Annotated in this window: 20 protein-coding genes; 5 read left to right on the top strand and 15 right to left on the bottom strand. The window is 44.9% G+C overall.

From position 1 onward, the window contains the following. The 3 genes from BK026_RS02725 to BK026_RS02735 all read right to left on the bottom strand — a co-directional run bounded on the left by BK026_RS02725 (position 1) and on the right by BK026_RS02735 (position 3,972). Complete coding sequence (locus BK026_RS02725; protein WP_071814434.1) at positions 1-1,134, bottom strand: efflux RND transporter periplasmic adaptor subunit; 1,134 nt, start codon at positions 1,132-1,134, stop codon at positions 1-3. A gap of 260 nt (positions 1,135-1,394) precedes the next feature. Continuing rightward, entirely contained in the window at positions 1,395-3,332 is a 1,938-nt protein-coding gene (locus tag BK026_RS02730) for a monovalent cation:proton antiporter-2 (CPA2) family protein (RefSeq protein WP_071814435.1), read from the bottom strand. 1 nt (position 3,333) lies between these two features. Then, positions 3,334-3,972, bottom strand: a complete 639-nt coding sequence (locus BK026_RS02735; protein ID WP_071814436.1) for an NAD(P)H-dependent oxidoreductase — start codon at positions 3,970-3,972, stop codon at positions 3,334-3,336. A gap of 231 nt (positions 3,973-4,203) precedes the next feature. On the opposite strand from BK026_RS02735, the gene BK026_RS02740 reads away from it, so the two are divergent. Beyond that, the gene (locus BK026_RS02740) at positions 4,204-4,698 is read left to right on the top strand and encodes an acyloxyacyl hydrolase (RefSeq protein WP_071814437.1); all 495 of its coding nucleotides are present in this window, start codon (positions 4,204-4,206) and stop codon (positions 4,696-4,698) included. An 89-nt stretch (positions 4,699-4,787) separates the two neighbouring features. Here the strand turns inward: BK026_RS02740 and BK026_RS02745 are convergent, their stop codons facing one another. From BK026_RS02745 to BK026_RS02760, 4 genes are all read right to left on the bottom strand, one after another. Next, positions 4,788-5,537: a hypothetical protein gene (locus BK026_RS02745; RefSeq protein ID WP_071814438.1), complete on the bottom strand. Its 750-nt coding sequence runs from the start codon at positions 5,535-5,537 to the stop codon at positions 4,788-4,790. Positions 5,538-5,544: 7 nt separating this feature from the next. Further along, a complete protein-coding gene (locus tag BK026_RS02750; RefSeq protein ID WP_071814439.1) occupies positions 5,545-7,842 on the bottom strand; it encodes a xanthine dehydrogenase family protein molybdopterin-binding subunit in 2,298 nt (765 codons plus the stop codon). Continuing rightward, complete coding sequence (locus BK026_RS02755) at positions 7,839-8,330, bottom strand: (2Fe-2S)-binding protein (RefSeq protein ID WP_061485514.1); 492 nt, start codon at positions 8,328-8,330, stop codon at positions 7,839-7,841. Before BK026_RS02755 ends, BK026_RS02750 begins: the two co-directional genes overlap by 4 nt. 95 nt (positions 8,331-8,425) lie before the next feature. Continuing rightward, complete coding sequence (locus BK026_RS02760; protein ID WP_071814440.1) at positions 8,426-9,127, bottom strand: glutathione S-transferase family protein; 702 nt, start codon at positions 9,125-9,127, stop codon at positions 8,426-8,428. Positions 9,128-9,295: 168 nt separating this feature from the next. Between BK026_RS02760 and BK026_RS02765 the strand changes: the two genes are divergently transcribed. Beyond that, the gene (locus tag BK026_RS02765; RefSeq protein WP_071814441.1) at positions 9,296-9,667 is read left to right on the top strand and encodes a helix-turn-helix domain-containing protein; all 372 of its coding nucleotides are present in this window, start codon (positions 9,296-9,298) and stop codon (positions 9,665-9,667) included. 88 nt (positions 9,668-9,755) lie between these two features. Here the strand turns inward: BK026_RS02765 and BK026_RS02770 are convergent, their stop codons facing one another. Further along, the gene (locus BK026_RS02770) at positions 9,756-10,031 is read right to left on the bottom strand and encodes a putative quinol monooxygenase (protein ID WP_071814442.1); all 276 of its coding nucleotides are present in this window, start codon (positions 10,029-10,031) and stop codon (positions 9,756-9,758) included. Positions 10,032-10,426: 395 nt separating this feature from the next. Here BK026_RS02770 and BK026_RS02775 point away from each other — a divergent pair, with 395 nt between their 5' ends. Beyond that, positions 10,427-11,704, top strand: a complete 1,278-nt coding sequence (locus BK026_RS02775; RefSeq protein WP_071814443.1) for a diguanylate cyclase domain-containing protein — start codon at positions 10,427-10,429, stop codon at positions 11,702-11,704. Between the two features lie 44 nt (positions 11,705-11,748). Here the strand turns inward: BK026_RS02775 and BK026_RS02780 are convergent, their stop codons facing one another. The 7 genes from BK026_RS02780 to xdhA form a co-directional block, all read right to left on the bottom strand. Continuing rightward, the gene (locus tag BK026_RS02780; protein ID WP_071814444.1) at positions 11,749-13,035 is read right to left on the bottom strand and encodes a urate hydroxylase PuuD; all 1,287 of its coding nucleotides are present in this window, start codon (positions 13,033-13,035) and stop codon (positions 11,749-11,751) included. Between the two features lie 47 nt (positions 13,036-13,082). Next, positions 13,083-14,375 (bottom strand): guanine deaminase, encoded by a 1,293-nt coding sequence (gene guaD, locus BK026_RS02785; RefSeq protein ID WP_071814445.1) that lies wholly within the window; start codon positions 14,373-14,375, stop codon positions 13,083-13,085. A 5-nt stretch (positions 14,376-14,380) separates the two neighbouring features. Next, positions 14,381-14,707: a hydroxyisourate hydrolase gene (gene uraH, locus BK026_RS02790; protein WP_071814446.1), complete on the bottom strand. Its 327-nt coding sequence runs from the start codon at positions 14,705-14,707 to the stop codon at positions 14,381-14,383. Between the two features lie 79 nt (positions 14,708-14,786). Continuing rightward, complete coding sequence (uraD, locus tag BK026_RS02795; RefSeq protein ID WP_071814447.1) at positions 14,787-15,290, bottom strand: 2-oxo-4-hydroxy-4-carboxy-5-ureidoimidazoline decarboxylase; 504 nt, start codon at positions 15,288-15,290, stop codon at positions 14,787-14,789. Continuing rightward, positions 15,280-16,179 carry a xanthine dehydrogenase accessory protein XdhC gene (gene xdhC, locus BK026_RS02800; protein ID WP_071814448.1) on the bottom strand — a complete coding sequence of 300 codons (900 nt, stop codon included), beginning with the start codon at positions 16,177-16,179 and terminating at the stop codon, positions 15,280-15,282. The genes uraD and xdhC overlap by 11 nt, the downstream gene beginning before the upstream one ends. Next, positions 16,176-18,542: a xanthine dehydrogenase molybdopterin binding subunit gene (gene xdhB / locus BK026_RS02805; RefSeq protein ID WP_071814449.1), complete on the bottom strand. Its 2,367-nt coding sequence runs from the start codon at positions 18,540-18,542 to the stop codon at positions 16,176-16,178. Before xdhB ends, xdhC begins: the two co-directional genes overlap by 4 nt. Continuing rightward, positions 18,535-19,980, bottom strand: a complete 1,446-nt coding sequence (xdhA, locus tag BK026_RS02810; protein ID WP_071814450.1) for a xanthine dehydrogenase small subunit — start codon at positions 19,978-19,980, stop codon at positions 18,535-18,537. The genes xdhB and xdhA overlap by 8 nt, the downstream gene beginning before the upstream one ends. Positions 19,981-20,407: 427 nt before the next feature. Between xdhA and BK026_RS02815 the strand changes: the two genes are divergently transcribed. Both BK026_RS02815 and puuE read left to right on the top strand, forming a co-directional pair. Next, the gene (locus BK026_RS02815) at positions 20,408-21,052 is read left to right on the top strand and encodes a TetR family transcriptional regulator C-terminal domain-containing protein (RefSeq protein WP_071814451.1); all 645 of its coding nucleotides are present in this window, start codon (positions 20,408-20,410) and stop codon (positions 21,050-21,052) included. Between the two features lies 1 nt (position 21,053). After that, positions 21,054-21,977: an allantoinase PuuE gene (gene puuE / locus BK026_RS02820; RefSeq protein ID WP_071814452.1), complete on the top strand. Its 924-nt coding sequence runs from the start codon at positions 21,054-21,056 to the stop codon at positions 21,975-21,977.

Below are 21,977 nucleotides of genomic sequence, written 5' to 3' on the forward strand. Positions count from 1 at the left end.
TTACAGGCCTCCTTCTTTCGTCCACTCAGTAACAGCTTGGCCTTCTTTTACAAGGTGTGCACCGGCAGCCACAATTTTATCATCGTCCTGTAGCGGCCCCTCTACAAGTAAGCCATTAGAAATGCCGCGTGTGATCATCACTTCTACTGCTTCGACTGTGCCTTTCTTGTTGTCGTCTTCATTTGGTTTAAACCGCCACACTATGGCCTTGTCCGGTTGCGCATTGTCAGTAACTACCGCACCAAAAGGAACCAACCAAAGCTTTGCGTCAGACTCAATAAGTTTCGACATGTCGAGTAATACGGTAGCGCTCATGCCTGATAGAATGTTGATATCGTCTGGCTCTGGAAGAGTAATCGTTACTTCGTAGCTAAGTTCTCCTTGTCGCGTGGTGCTTTCGTGATCTTTGTACATGGCCGCATAGCGTTTTTCTGGCAGGCCGGAGAAAGTGACCCACGCTATTTCAGTTGTGCTATTTTCCCGGGCACGCGATCGGTCAATCATACGCATTTTTTGCTCTGGCAACTGAAACGTAACGTCGATAGCGCCTGGCATATGAAGCTCGGCAATGGTTTGCTGAGGAACAATAACTTGATAGTTTTCAACAGGTACGGATGCAATAAGCCCTGCAAATGGTGCGCGAAGCTCTGTGTAACTTAGCTGGTCCTGCGCGTTGGTGAGGCTAGCTTTAGCCGCTAAAAAATTGGCCTTCGCTTCATCAAAAGTAGAGCGGCTAACCGCGCCCTTTTCAACCGATGCTTCCATCCGTTCAAACATAGCAGAAGACACATCAAACTGAGACTGTGCGGTGGCTAGCTGTGCCTTTGCATCTCTGTCGTCAAGACGCGCGATAAGCTGGTTCTCTTTTACTTCTTCACCTGCTTTCACGTTGAGTTCCTGTAGTTTTCCGCCAATGCGAAACGAAAGGTTTGAGTACTCGGCGGCCTCCACTTGCCCTGGGAATTTAGCGATGGTCTCGTCTGAATGCTGAACTTTATAAAGCGTTACCGGTGTTGATGATACAGCTTTAGGCGGAGTTGGTGCGTCTTCACAGGCGCTTAATCCAGCGAGTGAAGCAATAGCAACCACAGTGCGCAGGGCTAAGCTGTGAAAGAGGTTTTTTTCAGACAACATGGTAACTCTCCATTTAAATAGACCACTTTTTCCCATTTGTACTTTCACAATGGGTTAATTTAGTAATGCGCGCCCACATCGGCAAAAATGTGGTCAAAAATCAATTAACGCCAAGTTAGTTCTTCTTACAGGTTATAGCGTTATTTGTCGTTTTCGATCAGATTTTTATTCTTATTTACAAGCGCTAACCATTAGCTTTCCACCGATTTATTCAATACGAAATATGAATTCGCAAAGAAAAAGCATTCTGTCCGGCACGATCAAGTGTTGTTTCTATTTGGGTTTTCATCGGGCGCAAGGCTTTCAGCATAGCCTTTAGGCGGCGGAGTCCAGCCACGCATCTTCGAATGCTTGTCGTGTAAATCTGCTTTTAACGCATTTTCAATTAGCGACTCAAGTTCGATAAATAGCTTAAGATAGTTGTTATCTACTCGTTCTCCGCTGGCGTCATCTGCCCATGCATGATACAGCACGTCGTTTTGTTGAGACTCAATGTTTTTATATGCCATTTTTTGTCGTTCAACTTGGAATGGATGGACATTGAGTGAGCGAAGTGCCTCTGCGCCCATTTCAAGTGCACTGTGGTACGTTTCAGATACCACAAAATCGGCTCCCAATTGGCGCAAGCGATAGCCATGACCTCGGTCAAAGGCACGGGCTAGCACTTTAATATTGGGAAAAGCATGCTTTGCGTACTTCACCATTTCTGCAGCGGTTTCCTTGTCATCTATGGCAATAACCAATAAAGCGGCTTCATGCGCGCCAGCGGTATGTAAAATATCTGGTTTGGATGCATCGCCAAAATAGGCTTTAGTGCCAATACGCCTAATTAGATCTATCTGCTCAGAACGAATATCAAGCACAACGGTATTTACATCGTTAGCGACTAAAAGGCGATTGATGATTTGTCCAAAGCGCCCAATTCCAGCAATTACTACTGTGCCTTTCTCGTCAATCTCATCTTCAGCTCGCTGTGATTTCGCGTTTTTGTAGCGGGGAATAATGGCCTTATCGAAAAGAATGAACAGTCCTGGTGTTAAGAACATGGAGATAGCCACAACAAGAGACAGTACAGAAATTATGTCGCTGGGTAGCACGTAGTTTTGCGAGGCAAAACTCAATAGCACAAAACCAAATTCACCTGCCTGAGCAAGGCTTAGTGTGAACAGCCATTTATTGGTGCCTCTTATTTTAAAAATTAGGGCGATGATAAATAGCACAATGGCTTTCACAAGCATAACCGCCGCGGTTAACCCAGCTATTAACATTGGGCTTTCACTTAGCACAGAAAAGTTAATACCAGCGCCTACCGTAATAAAAAATAGGCCTAGCAATAAGCCTTTAAACGGTTCGATATTGGCTTCAAGTTCATGCCTGAATTCACTGTTTGCTAAAACAACGCCGGCTAAAAATGCGCCAAGGGCAGGAGAGAGCCCAACTAGCCCCATCAATGCCGCAATCCCAATAATTAGCATAAGCGCTGTTGCGGTAAAAATTTCTCGTAATCCTGATGCGGCAACAAACTTAAATAAAGGGCGACTTAAGTAATGTCCGCCAACAGTAAGAAAGGCAATTGAGCTAATGATCACAAGACCAGAAGCCCAAGGAGCAAGCCCTTCAACTAAATTAAAACTATCGTGTGACCCTGTATCTCCACCATGTGCATTTCCTGCTTCAACCAGTTCGGGTATGGCAAGCAAGGGAATAAGCGCAAGCATGGGAATTACCGCGATGTCCTGAAACAGCAACACGGAAAAAGCACTTTTGCCTCCTTCCGTTTTTTGTAACCCTTTTTCTTGTAGTGTTTGTAAAACAATAGCGGTTGAAGAAAGGGCGAAAATAAGGCCTATCGTAAGTGCAATGCTAAAAGGCTGTTCAAGTAACAAGGCTACGCCAGTGATAAGTGCTGTGGTTAGTGCTAACTGCAGGCCGCCTAAGCCCATAAGTTTAGACTTCATGGCCCAAAGTGAACGGGGCTCTAGCTCTAGCCCAACTAAAAACAGCATCATGACTACACCAAATTCAGCAAAATGCTGAATAGCGACAGTTTCGTCACCAACAAGGCCGAATATGGGGCCAATCACTAGCCCTGCTATTAAATAGCCTAGTACAGACCCTAAACCAAGGCGCTTTGCAATGGGTACGGCTATTACAGCGGCTACAAGGTAAATAAATGCATATAGAAAATAGCCAGTCACATTACTCTCCTTGAGGTGTACAAAGGTCTGCCAGATTCTCGATGCGCTTTGCTTTTTCTAAATCGAGGGTGTTAGTTGTTAGCTTTCTCAGCAAAGTTACCCACTTCTCTTTGTGTTGAATTACACGATGCTCTTCTTGGGCGGTACGCGAGCCGAATATTGCAAACGGTGCAATGTAGGTCATATGGGTAATTTGAGCCATTTGTTCTAAAGGCTGAAGCAGTTGCCTAATGGTATAGTGATTGAAGCCGTCAGTTTGATAGGCTTCTTCTTTGCCGCCAGCACTTAGTGCACAAAGAAACAATTTATCTTTAAGCGCAGTACCTTCGTGACCGTAGGCGAATCCATATTCCAACACTAAATCTTGCCACTCTTTTAATATTGAAGGCGTTGAGTACCAGTAAAGAGGAAACAGAAAAATAATCACATCATGGTCGACTAAACGCTGCTGTTCCCGTTCAATATCAATATTAAAATCTGGGTATTCTGCATACAAATCAACAGCGGTAACGTGTTTGTTTAGTTGAGCTTCATGAAAAAGAGGCACGTTCACTTCGGAACGGGTTTGTGCAGGGTGAGCAAAAAGGATCAGTACTTTCTTACTTCGTTTTGTATCTTCTATGGCGTCTAGGTTGGTCATACTTCTCTTCTCATCTTTACTGCCCGTGTCTCTAAGAATTTTCCTTGCCACTCTAATTTATAAAGCAACATAAACGCTTAGAGCAAATCAGAATTTATACTTCTTCAAAGTTATATGGTTACTAATATTTATTAGGTTGAAAAAAGTAACCTAATTACCATTATGAACTTGAAAACGGATTATTGCTATGACGGATCACTATTTTTTAACTTTGCTTAGAACCATATAACCATGAAAACATCATTAAAAACACTCGCACTCGCATTATCTTTACTTTCCCTGTTTGCAACACTTTCTACCCATGCTCTGCCTCAAGGTAGTGAACTCAAAGCGGGGGCTGCGGTATGGAATTTGTTTGATGACGCAGACCGGTACGCATTGCATGTGGCTTATGTCCACAAACCGCTCGAATCATTCTATGGCGTTAGACCAACTGTCCTCTTGGTAAACGCAGATCAAGGGCAACATTACTTCGCAGCGGGTTTGGCAAAAGATGTCTACGAATACAATGACTTTTCAATACGCGTTGCCTTTCACGCGGGCATTGTTGATGAATCTGAAAATCTAGGTGACACCATTGAGTTCTACTCATCACTTTCTGGCTTATACAAGCTCTCTGAGTCGCTCTCGCTAGAAGCTGAAGTTGGCCATATTTCTAATGGTGGGTTAGGGGATACAAACCCAGGCTCAGAATCGTTCGTATTAAGTGCTCACTATCATTTCTAATCTCGCCTAAACAAGTTGTGCCTACTTCTTTCGTTAAACAGCCCGCTTAAAACGCGGGCTGTTCAATTTCGGGCAAAGACTTTTTTAACTTAACTTTCTGTCGGGCAAGGTGCGCCGCCGTTAATCCACACAGACATCGCTTGTGAGAAATCTGCATGTGTCCCTGGTGCAGGTGTTCTGCCTGGACCGGGGTTCCATGCCCATCTCACTAATGGGTCGTCACTAACATGATGCTCAAATTCTTTTTTGAACGTTTTCATGTCATCTCTACCCCCACGTTGAGCAAGAAAAGAGTTCAAACGCGGGTTTAACCAATTGTCGCATAACTTTGAGGGGGTCATGTCGTTGCCAATAATCATGGTAGGAGGCGGCATGTGCCACACGAAACCAGGCATAAGGTCGTTTGCTGCGCCAGGCGGCCTGCCGGGTTCACGCGCATTTTCATCTTGGTGACACCCACGGCAGTTTACGGGGTGCGTTTCGCCAACCTGAACAAACTTTCCGTCTTGAACAGCCATTTTTAAGTTGTTCAAAGAGGTAATGTTCATCGGATGAGGTGTTTTGTTGTCGCCCACCGTTGGACGGTGAGCACCGTCCTCGATAATACCGTGACAATTCACACACCGTGGATGTGTTGCTACATCGAACAAGTAGTTGAATGCAGTCGTTGGGTTAGGATCTTGCTGATAAGCTTCAAAAGCAGGTGTTGAGTTACCCACTTGTGAAGCGTTAGCAGTTAAACTTTCATGATTGCTATCGTCATTTTCATGTAAGCTACACCCGGTAAGCATAAGTGCTAATAGGGCGCTTACCGCTAAAGCGGATATCATTCTCATCATACTGCCCTCATGCTTTTAATGCTGCGGTAACGTGTTGAGCAAGCATGGGCAAATGACGTAGCCGTACACCAATGGCTTGGTACACTGCATTGCCGATAGCCGGCGCGACACCAATAACGCCTGGTTCACCCAGTCCCACTGGAAACTCCTCACTTTCAACAAGCTCAATATCCATTTCTGGAACATCGTTCATGCGTAGAGGAAGGTAGGTATGTAAGTTTGTTTTTGAAACCTGACCGTTTTTCACTTCGTTATGCTCAAACAGTGCCAAGCTCAATCCCCACAGCAATGAACCCTCAAGCTGCGCTATTGCGCCATCTGGATGAATAACAATACCAGCATCAGAAACAACCCATAGCTTCTTGACCGTTATCTTTCCTGTGCGTTTGTTAACGTGAACATGAGCTGCAGTCGCGAGCCAAGCTGGCATAGTGCGTTCTTGACCTGCACTTACGCTATAGCCAATGCCTTCATCAGCACCAAGTTTAACATTCGCCGTCTTTTTCTTAAGAATCTCAAGAGTATTGGCAAGTCGAGTGGCACCGCCGACACTTTCTGGCGCTTTGCCCCCTTGTTTTCCTTTTCCGTCTAATATAGCAAGTCTGAAGTCGACGGGGTCTTTGTTCGCTTTTATTGCCACTTCGTCAATAAATGATTCTAAGCCCCATACAATCCAACCTTGACCTACCGAACGCAGCCAACCTGGCGTAAATGTATCTTGTGCTACCTTATTGTTAACCGCACGGGCGCGATGGTGAGACATGGTGTACCAATGGTCGGCGCCAGATGCCGAGAACATATCGACTTTCCCTTCGCCGCTTACTCCTGGTGCTAGAAAACCTGGAGCCATTTTTAGTGTTGGCCAGCCTGCCGCAAGCGCATGCTCCATGCCTAAAAACTGATTATTTTCATCGAACGACGCGTTAAACAGTGAGGTAGAGGCAGAGCGGGGTTGGTCAAACAATGTATCATCCGGGCGCATGAACACCAATTTGACTGGCTGGCCAGTAGCTTTAGCTGTAAGCAAAGCTGGAACAATCCAATCTCCAAAAAGACGTCGCCCAAAACCACCGCCAAGATAATACTGATGAAGGATTACATCATTTTCTGGCACTTCTGCGGCCTTAGCTACAGTAGGGAGTGTTAGGCTCTGCCACTGGTTACCCGTATGAATATGCCATTTACCACCTTTAAATTCCGCAATAGCGTTAAGTGGTTCTAGCTGGAAATGATTGGCAGTGGCGGTGGTGTATAAAGCCTCAATAGTTTGTGCCGCTTTTGATTGCGCCAGCTCTATATTTCCTTCATCTACAAAAACGGTGCCTTCCTTGCGATCACGTACAATTCTTTCGCCTTCTTTTTGTATATCAGCTTCAGAAACATTAGCGGTTTTACCGGCGTTATAGCTGACTTTCACCATATCAACGGCTTTAATCGCTGTGGGGTAGTCTGTAGCCAATACAGTAACCCAACCTTCGATAGTACCGCTCGGATCGGTGAGCACTTTATAACCTTTGTATCCCGGTAAGCTCTTAGCTTTACTGTCGTCCACATTCGTTACTGCGCTGCCATAACGAGTCGGAGGCAGAATGGGGCGTGCATAAAGCATATTTTCCACTTCCACATCAATGCCGTATACCGCAGTACCGTTAGTTTTAGGCGGGATGTCGAGTGCTTTATAGTCTGCGTTAACACCAATAAGGTGGCGTTTTTTACCTGGTTTAATTGGCAGTTCCGCGAGCTCATCTGCACTGAATGTTTTGTCGACGTTGCCGTTCGCTACAATATCGCCGTAGCTAATTTTCTTGTTACCCGAGATAACAAAACCTTTTTCTGCCTTGCAACTATCGGCGGGCACGCCAAGTAGTTTCGCACCTGCATCAATTAACACCATGCGGCCAGCGGCGCCTGCCTGAGACATAGGCTTGTAGGTATGGAAAATTGACCAAGAGCCGCCTGTTACCATGTAGCCCCACTTTGGGTCTGTATCAACGTGCACTATAGACACTTTATCCCAGTCGCACTCAAGCTCATCAGCTAAAATTCTAGCGATTGGCGTACCAATATGCTGGCCCATTTCCGCTTTGGCTATATTGACGATGACGTTGCCATCTGTATCCATTTCAAACCAGATATTTGGTGAAAACTGTTTAGTTTCAATACTTTCTTTCGCTGATAACAGAGATGGAATAGCGGCAGCACCAAATGCCATGAATAAAGATGTTTTCATTGACCCCACCATGAAAGAACGGCGAGATAAGTTGATCATGTCTTTCTTTTCTTGAGAGATGTTTTTCATGCTCATGCGTTTTCACCTTCTGATGAAGCATTTGGGTCAAAGTATTGAACTGAAGACGTTGCGGCGCGCTTGATCGCTTTTTTTATGCGCGCATAAGCCATACAGCGGCAATAATTTGCGCTCATGTGGTTAACGATATCCTGGTCGCTCGGATTTGGGTTTCTGTCTAGTAAGGTCGCTGCTTGCATAATTTGACCAGACTGGCAATAGCCACACTGAGGAACCTGCTCTTCTACCCAAGCAGATTGCAGCGGATGCTCATTGTTGAGGCTTTCGATAGTGTTTACGTTCTTGCCTTTAGCTAACGAAACAGGATATGAGCAAGAGCGAATAGCGTTACCGTCAATATGTACCGTGCATGCGCCACACATGGCAACACCGCACCCAAACTTGGTACCTTTTAATCCAAACTCATCGCGTATCACCCAAACGAGAGGCGTATCTGATGCAGCATCTGTCTGCACTTTTTTTCCATTTAATGTAAATTCAATCATGGTTTGTGTCACCGTGAAGTTAATGTTTAATATGCTCTCGCCAAGGCGCTTCACTTGGTTTGAACGGTCTGTTTTGCCTGTTTTAATTTGTATTATTAAAACCTGTCAGCGTTAGCTTTCTCTTGCTTAGCTTGTTGTTCTGAATCCCCTCTGCCAAAGAAAGCCTCAAAAGGTTCCGGAATAGTTAGTGCGCGCTGAGTTGCTTCGCGCTGATCAATGCGCTTAAACCATGCTTTAAGGTTTTCCAGACCCGAAATATCTACTTTTGCCCAATGATAGGCTCTGGCCCAAGGGTAGGTTGCCATGTCAGCAATAGTGAACTCGTCGTTCACTAAATAACTTCGACCTTCAAGCCTTGTGTTTAGCACTTCCAAAAGGCGCCGACTTTCTGAAACGTACCTGTCAATGGCGTAGGAGTTGTGCTCACCCTGTTTGGGCGCAATCCGCTGAAAGAACATGGCCTGTCCCATCATTGGCCCGATCCCTCCCATTTGAAACATTAGCCACTGCAGAACTTCTGATTCCTTATTGTTGTTCTGCGGAAGGAACTTTTGATACTTTTTGGCTAGATACCAAAGTATGGCGCCGGACTCGAAAACCACGAAGTTATTGTTAGATTTATCGATGATAGTTGGGATGCGGCCATTGGGATTGATGGCTATATATTCAGGCGACTTTTGCTGCCGAGTGGCGAAGTCAATGTGAGTTAAGTCGTAATCTACACCCGCCTCTTCTAAAAAGATAACGGGCTTCCATCCATTCATTGTGCTTGCGGTGTATAAATGAATATCTTTCATGGCTTACACTCCAAAGAGGCCTACAGTGAACCTTTTACATTGATATTAGACTAATTAGCTAAGGGTGAACGTAAAGGTAAACTTGCTTATGTGGTCTATTTTAGTTACCTTGTTCAAACAAACAATTAGTATACTTTTAGTAACTAGGTGGTTTTTTTAGGGAATTTGATGGAAAGTGAAATAAAAACAGACGCTAAGGGTAGAAAAACCGTTTTAAATACGTGCACCGAGCCTTGCGCGATTGAGCGCGGTATGCGCTTGATTGGTGGAAAATGGACAGGCTCTATTATTTATCATTTGAAAGATGAACCTGTAAGGTTTAATGACTTGTGCAGAATGCTTGGCGGTGCCAGCCGAAAAATGGTCGATCAGCGCCTCAAAGAGCTGGAAAACAACGGTATGGTCATTCGAAATGTTATAGAAACAAGACCGATTGCGGTAGCATACAGCCTAACTGACTTTGGGCGTTCAGCGCTGGATATACTCGAGCAATTACGCATATGGTCTGAGCGCAATAGCGAAGAGGCACAAGTTAGGTAAATCTTCTTACCAATCGATAAGCGGTGAAGTCAGCATATGCACTTTATTGGGGCGCACTCCTGAAGGGCGCCCCGATTAGTAACCAACTTTACAGAACGACTTTTGGAAGACGAACCACTTTATCAACTAATTTTTCAGCCGCTGCTTGGAATGACAAAAAGTGCGGCGTGGCTTCATGCTTGTCTAACGCTTCTTGATTTAGCCACTTTTCAGTAATGATAAAAAGCTCAGTTTCACTAGCGTGTAGGTCGTACATAATAGCGCCATCTTCCTTTTGACTCTCTTTCACAAGTGGCAAGAGCGCCTCTGCAAGTGCTTCGCTGCGTCCCTCTTTTGCATACAGCAATACTGAAAACTCAATCATAAAAACTCTCCGCGTTTAAAATAAACTCCTTTTGGAGCAGGTTCGTTACGTAGACTATGCAATCGAAAGAAGAAGTGGAATAGTAAACCGGCAACAGTGTATTTTTCTGAGGTCAGTAGCGTTCAGCATCACCTTTTTGACACTTTATGCCCAGCTTTAACTTCGGGGATAATAATTAGGAAGAGGGTCTCCTAAAACAATATACACACAATATACACGCCATATTTCAAACTTCATTTTGCGTTTTACTATTTATATTTATTTTTTGTACTACGCTAATAGAGATATTGTCTAATCAAAACTTCGGCGTTCAGGCGAATGATTGAAGATGTAAACCATTCAACAATAGCAACATAAGGGCGATGGAATGCAGTTGTTACAAAGGGCGCTAGCCCATGTTTGAAAAAACTTTTCTTTATTGTGCAGTCGGTCTTGCCCATGTAGGACTAGATGGCCGATTTATTAGGGTAAATCGAAAGCTCTGTGAATTTTTAGGATACAACGATAAGACGCTTACAACGTTGAGCTTTCAAGAAATAACAGCCCCAGACTTTTTAAATGAAGATATTGAGTATCTTACCCGGTTACTGAAAGGGGAAATCGATAATTATACATTGGAAAAGCAATATGTAAGAAGCGATGGAGAGTTAGTCTGGGGAAAGTTAACGGTATCGTTGGTGCGCGACAAGCAGGATAACCCTGAATACTTCATTTCGGTAGTTGAAGATATTGATGACAAGAAAAAAATAGAAACCGAACTTTTCCAAATCGATGCGCTTTTCAGTAAGATCGTAAGTGCTTTTTCTGAGCGAACGTTTATTTGGGTTGCCTCTCCAGATATGTCCAAGCTTTGCTACGTTAACGATGGATATAACAATATATATGGAAGAAGTGAATATGAACTTTATTGTAACCCAAGTGCATTTATCGACCATGTTCATGAAGACGACGTTGCTCGTGTCTCAAAAACATTCAACCAACGCCCCTTAGAGAACTGGGATATTCAATATCGAATTTATGATTCAAAAGGAGCGATTAAATACCTGCATGATAGGGGTAGCTTAATCTACGATAACAGAGAGTTACAAAGCTTGATTTTGGGGACTGCTGACGATATCACACGCGAAAAGTCGCAGCAGCAAGCGCTAATGAAAGCGGTCAATAAACTTGAATTATTGTCAAAAACCGACACGTTAACAGGCCTTGCAAATAGGCGAGAGATACTTGCTCAGCTAAGTAATGAGATTAGTCGTTTGGTACGGGGTCAAAAGTGCTCGACATTGGTATACCTAGATCTTAATAATTTCAAGGACATTAATGATAGCTATGGTCATAAAGTTGGCGATGATGCACTTGTCTATTTTGCCAATACAATGTCTGGTTTACTGAGAGAAAGTGACAGATTCGGACGCATAGGTGGAGATGAGTTTGTAGTTTTACTCTACGGCACAAACGAGGCTGAAACTGAAGCGTTCTTTCGCCGTGTACTTACTCATTCCTTTGTTTTGAAAATAGGTAATGGCATTTCACTACCCATTTCTTTTAGCATTGGCTGGGTGGAATGGGCACCAGATATTGAAAGTGTTCAAGAATGGTTAGATCGTGCTGATGAAGCTATGTATCGAAAAAAACGCTCATTCAGACACAGCGGGCAAGCGGAAAGTGCCAATTGAGCTATTTAACGGCGTGCACCAGTAACAGTGCCCGCCGTTGAAACTTAGTTTCGTTGAGTAAACCAGCGAGCTATGACTTGTCTTTCTTCTTCCGTCATCTTTGTTTTATTCAAAAATGGCATGTCTTTGGTCACAGTGGTTCTTCTAACCACTTGTGGCGCAAATCTTTCTATATCTGTCCACGAATCTAACACCACGCCCAACGGCGCGACTTTGAATATATCGTCGGTCGGTGTGCGCGAGTGACAGCTTACACAGTGGGTGGAAATTAAACTCGCGACGCGCTCGTTACTAATCACCGTCGATGATTCGTTTACCATTTTGTTAGTAGAGCCTGAAGATGCAATTAACTCAGGTTGATCCGCTGACTGTGTACTCATGGTTGAAGAGGATAGTGCATCGTCATGACTTAACGATTGAATTGAAGATACGTGCGGCCAAGACACCCAAAGAGCGATGGCGAGCATGGCGGCTGCGCCAGACACTAAAATACTTGGCTTGGTGGTTCCCACATGACGAAGATTAAAGAAATGTCGTATCCAGGCTGCAGCGGCCATAATAGCAATCAACACAAGCCAATTTTGTGGGTGCTGATATGTCATGGGATAGTGGTTTGAAATCATGATAAACAGCAAAGGCAACGTGAAGTAGTTGTTGTGTACAGAACGCAGTTTAGCGCTAGCTCCCCAATTAGGGTCGATGTCTTTTTTATCAGCCACCGCTGCCACCATTTTGCGCTGGTTTGGCATAATATTGAAAAAGACATTACCTGCCATAATCGTACCGATAAGTGCGCCTACATGAATATAAGCGCCGCGTCCACTAAACCATTGAGTAGACAGATAGCTAACAATACAAACAAGAGCAACTAACCCAATACCGAAAGCGAGCGGGTATTTTGCCAATGAGCTACGACAAGCAAACTCATAGACAGTTAGCCCACCAAAAATTAACCCAAGTCCTAGAGATATTGCCGTAGCAGGTGACATGGCATTGACTGACGGGTCGATGAGATAAGCGCTAGCGCCAAAGTAGTAAACAATGATGAGCAGTGCAAAGCCTGATAACCACGTGGTGTAGGCTTCCCACTTAAACCAATGCAGTGTTTCAGGCATTTTTTCTGGACCATAGGCGTATTTAGCAACTTCATAGAAGCCACCACCGTGGATTGCCCACAAATCGCCCTTAATACCTTTATCTTGTTTCCATTTAGGCGGGGTTCGCAAGTTGTTGTCTAACCAAATAAAGTAAAACGACGCACCAATCCATGCTACACCGGCCACAACGTGAAACCATCGTACGAATAAACTTATCCAATCTAGCCACGGCATTATTGTTCTCCTTATTTCGGGCCGTAAGGCCCGAGTGCAGCTTGTTTTTAATTATCTTCTTTCTTATAGCGGCATGTGCCGCTTATCCACGTTTGGTCGATAGCGCGGTCGTCACCTAAAATACTCAAAGCGAAAAACACATCGTCGAAGTCGGCATCTTCTTTTATCCGCAACTGTGTTAATTCGTCAAACCTTGGCTCAACAACGATGAAGTCAGCGGTAGAGCCTGGGTTTAAATTGCCAATTTCATGGTCAAGAGCATGGGCCACAGCTGCGCCTTGGGTCATAAGATAAAACCCTTCCAGCGGGCTGATAGGCTCATTGCGCAATTGACTTACCTTGTAAGCATCGCCGTAAGTTTTAAACATGTTAAACGTAGTGCCTGCACCCACATCGGTGGCCATAGCCACATGGACCTTGTTCGCACGCGCTGCACTCATATCAAAAAGGCCACTACCTAAAAACAAATTCGAAGTAGGACAAAATGCAACCGTAGCGCCGCTATCCCCTAAGCGCGCCCACTCATTAGGCGTAAGGTGAATGCCATGGCCAAAAACCGCACGTTTGCGCACAAGGTTATAGGTGTCATAAACATCCAGGTAGCCGTCTGCTTTTGGGAATAAACTTTTTACCCAAGCAATTTCGTCTAAATTTTCAGACAAGTGCGTTTGAATGAAAACGTCAGGATACTGCTTTGCAAGCTCACCTAATGCAGCAAGTTGCGCTTCTGTGCTGGTTGGCGCAAAACGGGGGGTTAGCGCGTAGCGGTTGCGGCCTTTGTTATGCCAGGTTTCAATTAACTGTGCGCTGTCAGCTTGCGCAGTATCCGGGCAGTCATTGAGCGCGCTAGGGCAATTTCTGTCCATGCACACCTTACCGGCCACAATCGCCATATCAATTTCGCTTGCGGCACTAAATAGTGCTTGGCTACTGCTTTTGTGAACGGTTGTAAAAACAAACCCCGTGGTGGTGCCGTTCTTTAACAGCTGTTTTAAGAATACTTTCGCAATCGTTTCACCGTGCTCACTATCTGCAAACTGCATTTCTGTAGGAAATGTGTAGTTCTCAAGCCAGCTAAGCAGCTGCTCGCCATAATGGGCTATGCTCTGCGTTTGCGGGTAATGTAAGTGGCTGTCGATCAAGCCCGGTAAAATCCATTTGCCTGAAAAATCGGTGACAGTGGCGGCAGGGTAGCGCTCAGCTACCTCTTTAAACGCGCCAACGTCTTTTATTTCTTTATTATCTACTAACAAACCACCGTCTTTAAAAATAGCGATGTCACTATCGAACTGTGTGGTTTGTTTAGGAAAGTGCGCAATGCTTGCACGAAAAAGCTGCATATTTGTTAGCTGCCTCTGTAGCTGCTGAAACCAAATGGAGAAATAAGCAGTGGCACATGATAATGGCCGCCATTCTCTTCAAGTTCAAACGTAATATCAATGTGAGGATAGAAACTACTACCATGTGTTTCTACAAGGTAGGGTTTGCAGTGAAAACGCAAAGTGTAAACGCCTGCAGCAAAACCATCTTCAATACCCCAGTTTTTAAAACGGCCGTCATTGTCGGTTTCGCCAGAAAGAGTATTTCCATCAGGTAACGTTAGCGTAAGCGCAATACCTTGTGCGGGTTTACCCAGTGTGGTGTCGAGTACGTGGCTTGAGAGCGTATTCATACTGTATTCCTTAATTTCTGTTCAATTCGCATAGCTGTTGCATTTGGTATAAACATGTCTGCTAACCAAGAACGCCACACTAATTTAATGCTTTATTAATACGTAATAGGGTTATCTTTATTTGCTGCGCGGCAGCATTTGAAATCTCTTGCTGCGTCGTATTCGGCAGCCTTGCTTGCAATGCTTCTAGCATGGTTTGCGCAGAAAGCCCGGTGGCGCAGATAATAAAAATAAACCCGTGCTTGTCTAAATAAGCCTGATTGGCTTCTTTTAACTGGTGAAGGGTAGCCTCAGACGCGCTAGCCGTACCCGATTGTTCCCCTGCTGCAATGGCTTTAGTATTAGCAAACTTCTTACGTAAAGAATCTACGTCGCCAATCATGGGGTGTGCCGTGAAAGCTTCAAGGTAGTCATCACTGCTACATTTAGCCCATGCGTTTTTAGCTTGGCTAACAAGCGCATCAATATCGCTATACGGGCGAGCTTCTACCATTTGGTAAATCCAGGTTTTCGCCGCGCAGCACTGTTCAAACCAGGAAGTTGCTTCTTCAGCGCTTAGCGTATTTAGTTCATTAAGTGTCACTGATGGTGTCCTTTTCTCTGAGAAACGCTGTTGCGGGCTTCTCACTGTTTCTTTTGCTATTGCCTGTCTTCGTTTCACTTAAATGCAGGCGTTCGATAATTTGCGCAGATATAGAAACGGCAACTTCTATAGGTTGCTTGCCAGGAATGTCCCGATTACCTATAGGCGTAAATAGCCTTGCCAGCGCGTTGTCGTCAAACCCGCGCTGAGTCAGCTTAGTAATAAAGCGCTTTGCCTTTGTATCTGACCCTATTAACCCAACAAAGGGTAGGGAAGGTTGCTTTAACGCCTGCTCTGTAATGCGATAGTCCAATTGATGATCGTGAGTGAGTATAATTAGCCAGCTATTCTCATCAAGGTGTCTAACCTCGCTCTCTGGCGCCTCTTCCACCACTTTTTGCACGTTGGATGGCAATGACAGTGGAAACAATTCATCGCGACTGTCTATCCACGAAATTCGCACGGGTAATTGAGCCAAAATAGGCACCAGTGCTTTTGCAACATGACCAGCGCCGAAAATGGCGATGTGCTGTTGATGAACATTACACACGTCAAATAGTACCTTTACCGCTCCGCCACAGCACTGCCCTAAAGAACTGCTTAGCGGGTAGCTGTGAAGCTCGGTATGCACTTCGCCTTTAGCAAGAAATTCACGGGCGCGGGCGATAGCATCAAACTCAAGGTGTCCGCCACCAATGGTATCGATGCTTTGAGAAGCGGTAACTACCATTTTACTGCCCGGTTCACGAGGCGTAGAGCCTGCAGTGCCTACCACAGTCACCAGCACATAACCTTCATTACGCGCTTGGCATTCGGCTATTGCCTCATGCCAGGTCGTTGCGCGAAATGATTGGGGGGCGCGAAATGACGTTGCTGACGCGGGTGTCATAGCGCACCGCCTCGGCAATCCGATTGCTGTATAGCAGCTACCGCGTTTAACACTCGTTCTGGCGTAGCTGGCGTGTCTAACTGCGGGTCAACGGTATAGCCAGAAAGACTAGAAATAGCATCTTTGAGTGCACACCACACTGAAATGGCTAGCATAAACGGTGGCTCACCCACGGCTTTTGAATGGTAAATGCTGTCTTCAGCATTCTTTCTACCGAACAGCTTCACATTAAATTCCTTAGGCGTGTCACCTATTGCAGGAATTTTATACGTTGCCATATTTTCACTTATCAGTTTGCCTGAATCGTTCCATTTTAAATCTTCCGTCGTCAGCCAACCCATACCTTGAATAAACGCGCCTTCAATCTGGCCAATATCAATGGCGGGGTTAAGGCTGTTGCCCACATCGTGAATGACGTTCACTTTATCTACGGTGTATTCACCGGTCAGTGTATCGACAGAGACTTCGCTCATTGACACACCGTAGGCAAAATAGAAAAACGGACGGCCTTCGCCTGTGTCACGGTTGTACTGTAATTTAGGTGTTTTGTAAAAACCGCTTGAAGATAAGGACACTCGGGCAAAATACGCTTGCTGAACAAGTTCAGTGAAGGCAATGCTGTGTTCATCTAACACAACGTGCTCATTAATAAACTGCACGTCACCAGCGCGGTCGTCTAAACCTAAGCTGTTGGCGAAGCACTCAGCCAAACGGGTTTTCAAAGTAATACACGCATTTTGTACAGCTTTCCCGTTTAAGTCAGTGCCACTTGATGCCGCTGTTGGTGAAGTGTTGGGTACTTTATCAGTGCGTGTTGCGGTGACCTCTATCATATCCAGGTCTAGGCCAAATTCATTGGCTGCAATTTGGCCTATTTTGGTATGTAGCCCTTGGCCCATTTCAGTACCACCATGATTCACCTGAATACTGCCGTCGGTGTATATGTGTACCAGCGCACCGGCTTGATTTAAGTGTTTTGCGGTGAATGAAATCCCAAATTTAACCGGTGTCAGTGCCAGCCCTTTTTTAACTAACGGACTTTGGCGATTAAAGGCCGTGATCGCTTCTCTGCGCTGCCAGTATTGCGCGCTTTCTTCTAACTCGGCAATCATATCGGATAAAAGGTTATGCTCTACCTTCATTCCATAAGGAGTCAGACTACCCGTCGTGGGGCCGTATAAATTACGCTTTCTTACCGATAGGGGGTCGCTGCCAATGGCGCGGGCAATTTTATCAATCATAGCTTCAGCCATGATCATACCTTGCGGGCCGCCGAAACCTCGATAAGCGGTGTGCGATACCATATTGGTTTGTAGTCTATGACCTACAATGTCGCTATCACCCAAGAAATAACCATTGTCAGCATGGAACATGGCTCTATCTACTATGGCGTCAGATAAATCAGGCGAGTGCCCACAAATCCCATTAATGGTCATGCGGGTAGCCTCAATTTTACCTGTCTCGTCAAAGGCCACGTCAAACGCGTTTTCAAACGGGTGGCGTTTACCCGTAACGTGCATATCAGTAAAGCGCGGTAAGCGAAGCTTAACCGCACATTGATTGCGCGATGCCAGTAAAGCCGCTAAACAGGCCCACTGTGCTGCTTGAGTTTCTTTTCCGCCAAAGCCGCCGCCCATACGTCGCATGTCTACCATTACACGGTGCAATTTTACATCAAGTACCTCGGCAACGAGTTTTTGTACCTCACTGGGGTGCTGACTAGATGTGTAGATTTTCATGCGATCTTCTTCATCGGGGATCGCAAGGCTCACTTGTCCTTCTAAGTACATATGTTCCTGACCACCAATACTAAGCTTGCCATGTACTTGGTGGGTCGCTTTTTCAAATGTACTTTCAACGCGGTCAGTATGTTGGCCAAACCGGTGTAGGGGACGCACAAACGTTTGCTGCTGGTGGGCAGCTTCTGCGGTAAGTATTGGTTCGGCTTCACTTACCTCAATGATTCCTTTTAGCGCTGCTTGTCGGGCAAGCGTTACTGACGTGGCAAGTACTGCGAATACGGGCTGGCCGAAGAATTTGATTTCGCCATTAGCGAGTAACGGGTCGCCTTCAAACACAGGGCCAATATCTTTATGACCTGGTACGTCGTTAATTGTCACTATATCTACAACGCCCTCGCTTTGGCGAACAGCGTCAAGGTTAATCGAGTCAATTGTGCCTTTTGCACATTGGCTTACACCAACCGCGGCGTAAAGCGTGCCCTGCGGTTCAATGACATCGTCTACGTAGTTCGCACAGCCTTGTACTTGGCGTGTCGCACTCTCATGCTTTTTGGAGACGTGAACAACACTCTGGTTGTCGTTTTGTTGCAATGGATTTGCGGCATCAATCAACTTACGCATGCTGCACCACTCGTGTTTCAATTTGATTTACTGTTTGATTCTCTAACCAGAAGCGATGCCACAGGTTAGCTAAAACGGTTTTGCGGTATTGGGCTGTAGCGCGCACATCATCAATGGGTGAAAATGCATCAAACAACACTTGTTTGCCCAATGTTAAACACTCTTTGCTGGTGAACTGCTTACCTTTTAACGCACTTTCAAGGGCGTCACAGGTTGAAGGCACGGCAGCAACACCGCCAAACCCACTACTAATCGATTCAACCTTGCCGTTTTCTACCGTGACATTGAAAACGGCACATACGGCCGATATGTCATCCTCAAAACGCTTCGATATTTTATAAGCCGCTAGCGTTTGATTAGGCTGTTTTACGGGAATTTCGATTGCGCTTATCCATTCGCCTTTAGCCAATGTTGTTTCACGATAGCCAGTAAAAAATGTAGTGATTGGAACTTTGCGAACACTATCGCCATTGTCCAGATGTAATATGGCATTTAGCGCGAGTAATAGTGGAGGCATATCACCGATAGGTGATGCGTTAGCCACATTACCGCCAATCGTCGCCTGATTGCGAATAGGTAACGACGCAAACCGAGTAATTAGCTCAGCCACTTGTGGAAATGCACTCAAAAGCAAGGGAGCAGCATCATTAAGCGGAACGGCTGCACCAATAGTGAGAGAATGTTCATTTTTGGTGCATTGTTTTAGTGCGTCAATATGCGTGACACTAATTAACGTTTGCACATTCTTTAACTGTTGAGTGAATTGCAGGCTTAAATCGGTACTGCCTGCCACTAGCTGTGCGGCAGGGTTTGTCTTTATTAGCGCTTTTAGTTCTTCACGGGATGAAGGCGTATATATATTTCCTGTACCCGATGGTTTCTCACCAGATAGCGATAATAACGTTGCAAGGGTAGTTTCCTGGCGCGCCGTGAACTGATCATCTGGTGTTTGCCCGCACACTGCTAATGTCGCGTCGATAATTGGGCGGTAGCCTGTGCAGCGGCACAAGTTGCCAGATAGAGCATGAAGCACATCGTCGCGGTTTGGTGTTGTATTACTGTGATACAAGGCAAACATCGACATAATAAACCCAGGTGTACAAAAGCCGCACTGTGAACCGTGATGGTCAACTAAGGCCTGTTGTACAGGGTGTAAGCTTTTACTATTGTTTAAATGTTCAACGAATAACAACTGCTTGCCATGAACTGCGCTCATTAGCGTGATACAACTATTCACAGTACGGTAGTTTAATATTGCTCCGCTATTGGTTGGCGCTGGTTCTACGAGTACTACCGTGCAAGCGCCGCAGTCGCCTGCCGCGCAGCCTTCTTTCGTACCTGTTTTCTTACGATGCTCGCGTATAAACTGTAGAAGGGTGAGGTCGGCTCGCGCTTCACTTAACTCAACAACATCGTTATTTATTAGAAAGCGAATCATACTCACACCTTCTCGTTATGTTCATTTTTGTATTCATTAATATAGCTGTATTTTTTCAATAAAAGTAGACCAATTGGTCAATTATTTGCTTATAAAAAATGGCCAACATAAAAAAGGCCATGATTTTGCGTAACTTTCACTAAAACTTAAATCAACGTGTCTGCAAAATTTATTTTGCTGTGCACTGTTACAAGTAATTTGACTTTTAGCATGCAAGATTCGTGCTAGATTTGGGGGGAGTGTAATTTTTGTGTTTTACATGGGCAAATATCTACGCTGAGCGGTATAACAACGCCCATGCATAACTTGCATGATCTATAAGAACATAGCAACGCGACATAGTTAAATGCTAATCTAACACTATAGCTATTTACATTTAATGTTATAGCGCGCTTGCAAAAAAGGTTGCAAAGGAATTTAAAAAAAAATGATTAAGGTAAAAAGTGCTGACGTAGGTGTTGGTGCTATGAATAGAAAAAAAATACTCCAAGCTGCTGAGAAGTGCTTTGCTCAGTTCGGTTTTAAGGGAACCGCTGTTCAAAAAATAGCGGACGAGGCCGGCCTCCCAAAGACCAATGTTTTGTATTACTTCAAAACTAAACAAGAGCTCTATGTTGCTGTTTTAGAAGAAACGCTCTCGTTGTGGAACTCCCGTTTTGATAAAGCCACGGTGGATGATGATCCCGCCGAGGTCTTTGCAGATTACATTGCCGAAAAAATGGAAGTGTCACGTACACATCCAATGGCATCGAAAATATTCGCAATGGAAATTATTAATGGTGCACAAAACCTTAGTGGTTATTTTGACGAAGAGCACGCGCTTTGGATGAAAGGCCGATTGGCAGTCATAGATGCTTGGGTTCAAGCAGGTAAGTTACCACCCGTTGAAGGAGAATATTTGCTTTACACCATTTGGGCTAGTACGCAACATTACGCGGATTTTTCTGCGCAAATTACGCGGCTGCGCGGCAAGAAGATGACGAAAGCAGATTTTGAAGAGGCTACCAAGCAAGTGGTGAAGCTTGTTCTTGGGGGGTGTGGGCTGCCTGTACCTGCAAGTTTCGAGGTGTAAAATGACGGAGTCTGTTTATCCCCGAGATTTGGTAGGTTACGGTCAACATGTGCCTCATGCGAACTGGCCGGGTGGTGCGAAAATAGCGGTTCAGTTCGTTTTGAATTACGAAGAAGGTGGTGAAAACTGTGTGCTACACGGAGATGAAGCCTCCGAGATATTCTTATCAGAAATCATTGGTGCACAAGCTTACAAAGACCGTCACCTCAGTATGGAATCTATTTATGAATACGGCAGCAGAGCCGGTTTTTGGCGCCTGTATCGCTTACTTAATAAATACGATATTCCAGTGACTGTATTTGGCGTTACTATGGCTATGCAGCGTCACCCCGAAGCGGTAAAGGCAATGATGGATTCAGGTTGGGAAATAGCCAGCCATGCCATGCGGTGGGTCCACTATCAAGAAATGAGTGAGGAAGATGAGCGCAAACAAATAGACGACGCAATAATACTTCATCAGCAGTTAACCGGTGCAAAACCCAAAGGATGGTATACTGGAAGAACAAGTCCTAATACGTTGAAATTGATTGCTGAGCGGGATGATATTTTATATTGCGCAGACTCTTACGCTGACGACTTGCCTTATTACGATTGCCATTACAGCAAGCCTTTATTGATGGTGCCTTACACGTTAGACACAAATGATATGCGATTTGCTACACCTCAAGGTTTTAATAATAGCGATCAGTTTTTTACATACCTGAAAGATGCGTTTGACGTGCTATACGAAGAAGGAGACGAAGCGCCTAAAATGCTATCTATTGGCCTTCATAATCGCATCATTGGAAGACCTGCAAGGCTGGCGGCACTGAAACGTTTTATCGAGTACGTAAAATCTCACGATAAAGTGTGGTTAGCTACCAGAGAGCAAATTGCTTGCCATTGGCTAGATACTCACCCTTTAACAGACAATACGTTCAAATAG

Origin of the sequence: Alteromonas sp. V450 (genome assembly GCF_001885075.1) — a bacterium.
In the GTDB taxonomy this organism is placed as follows: domain Bacteria; phylum Pseudomonadota; class Gammaproteobacteria; order Enterobacterales; family Alteromonadaceae; genus Alteromonas.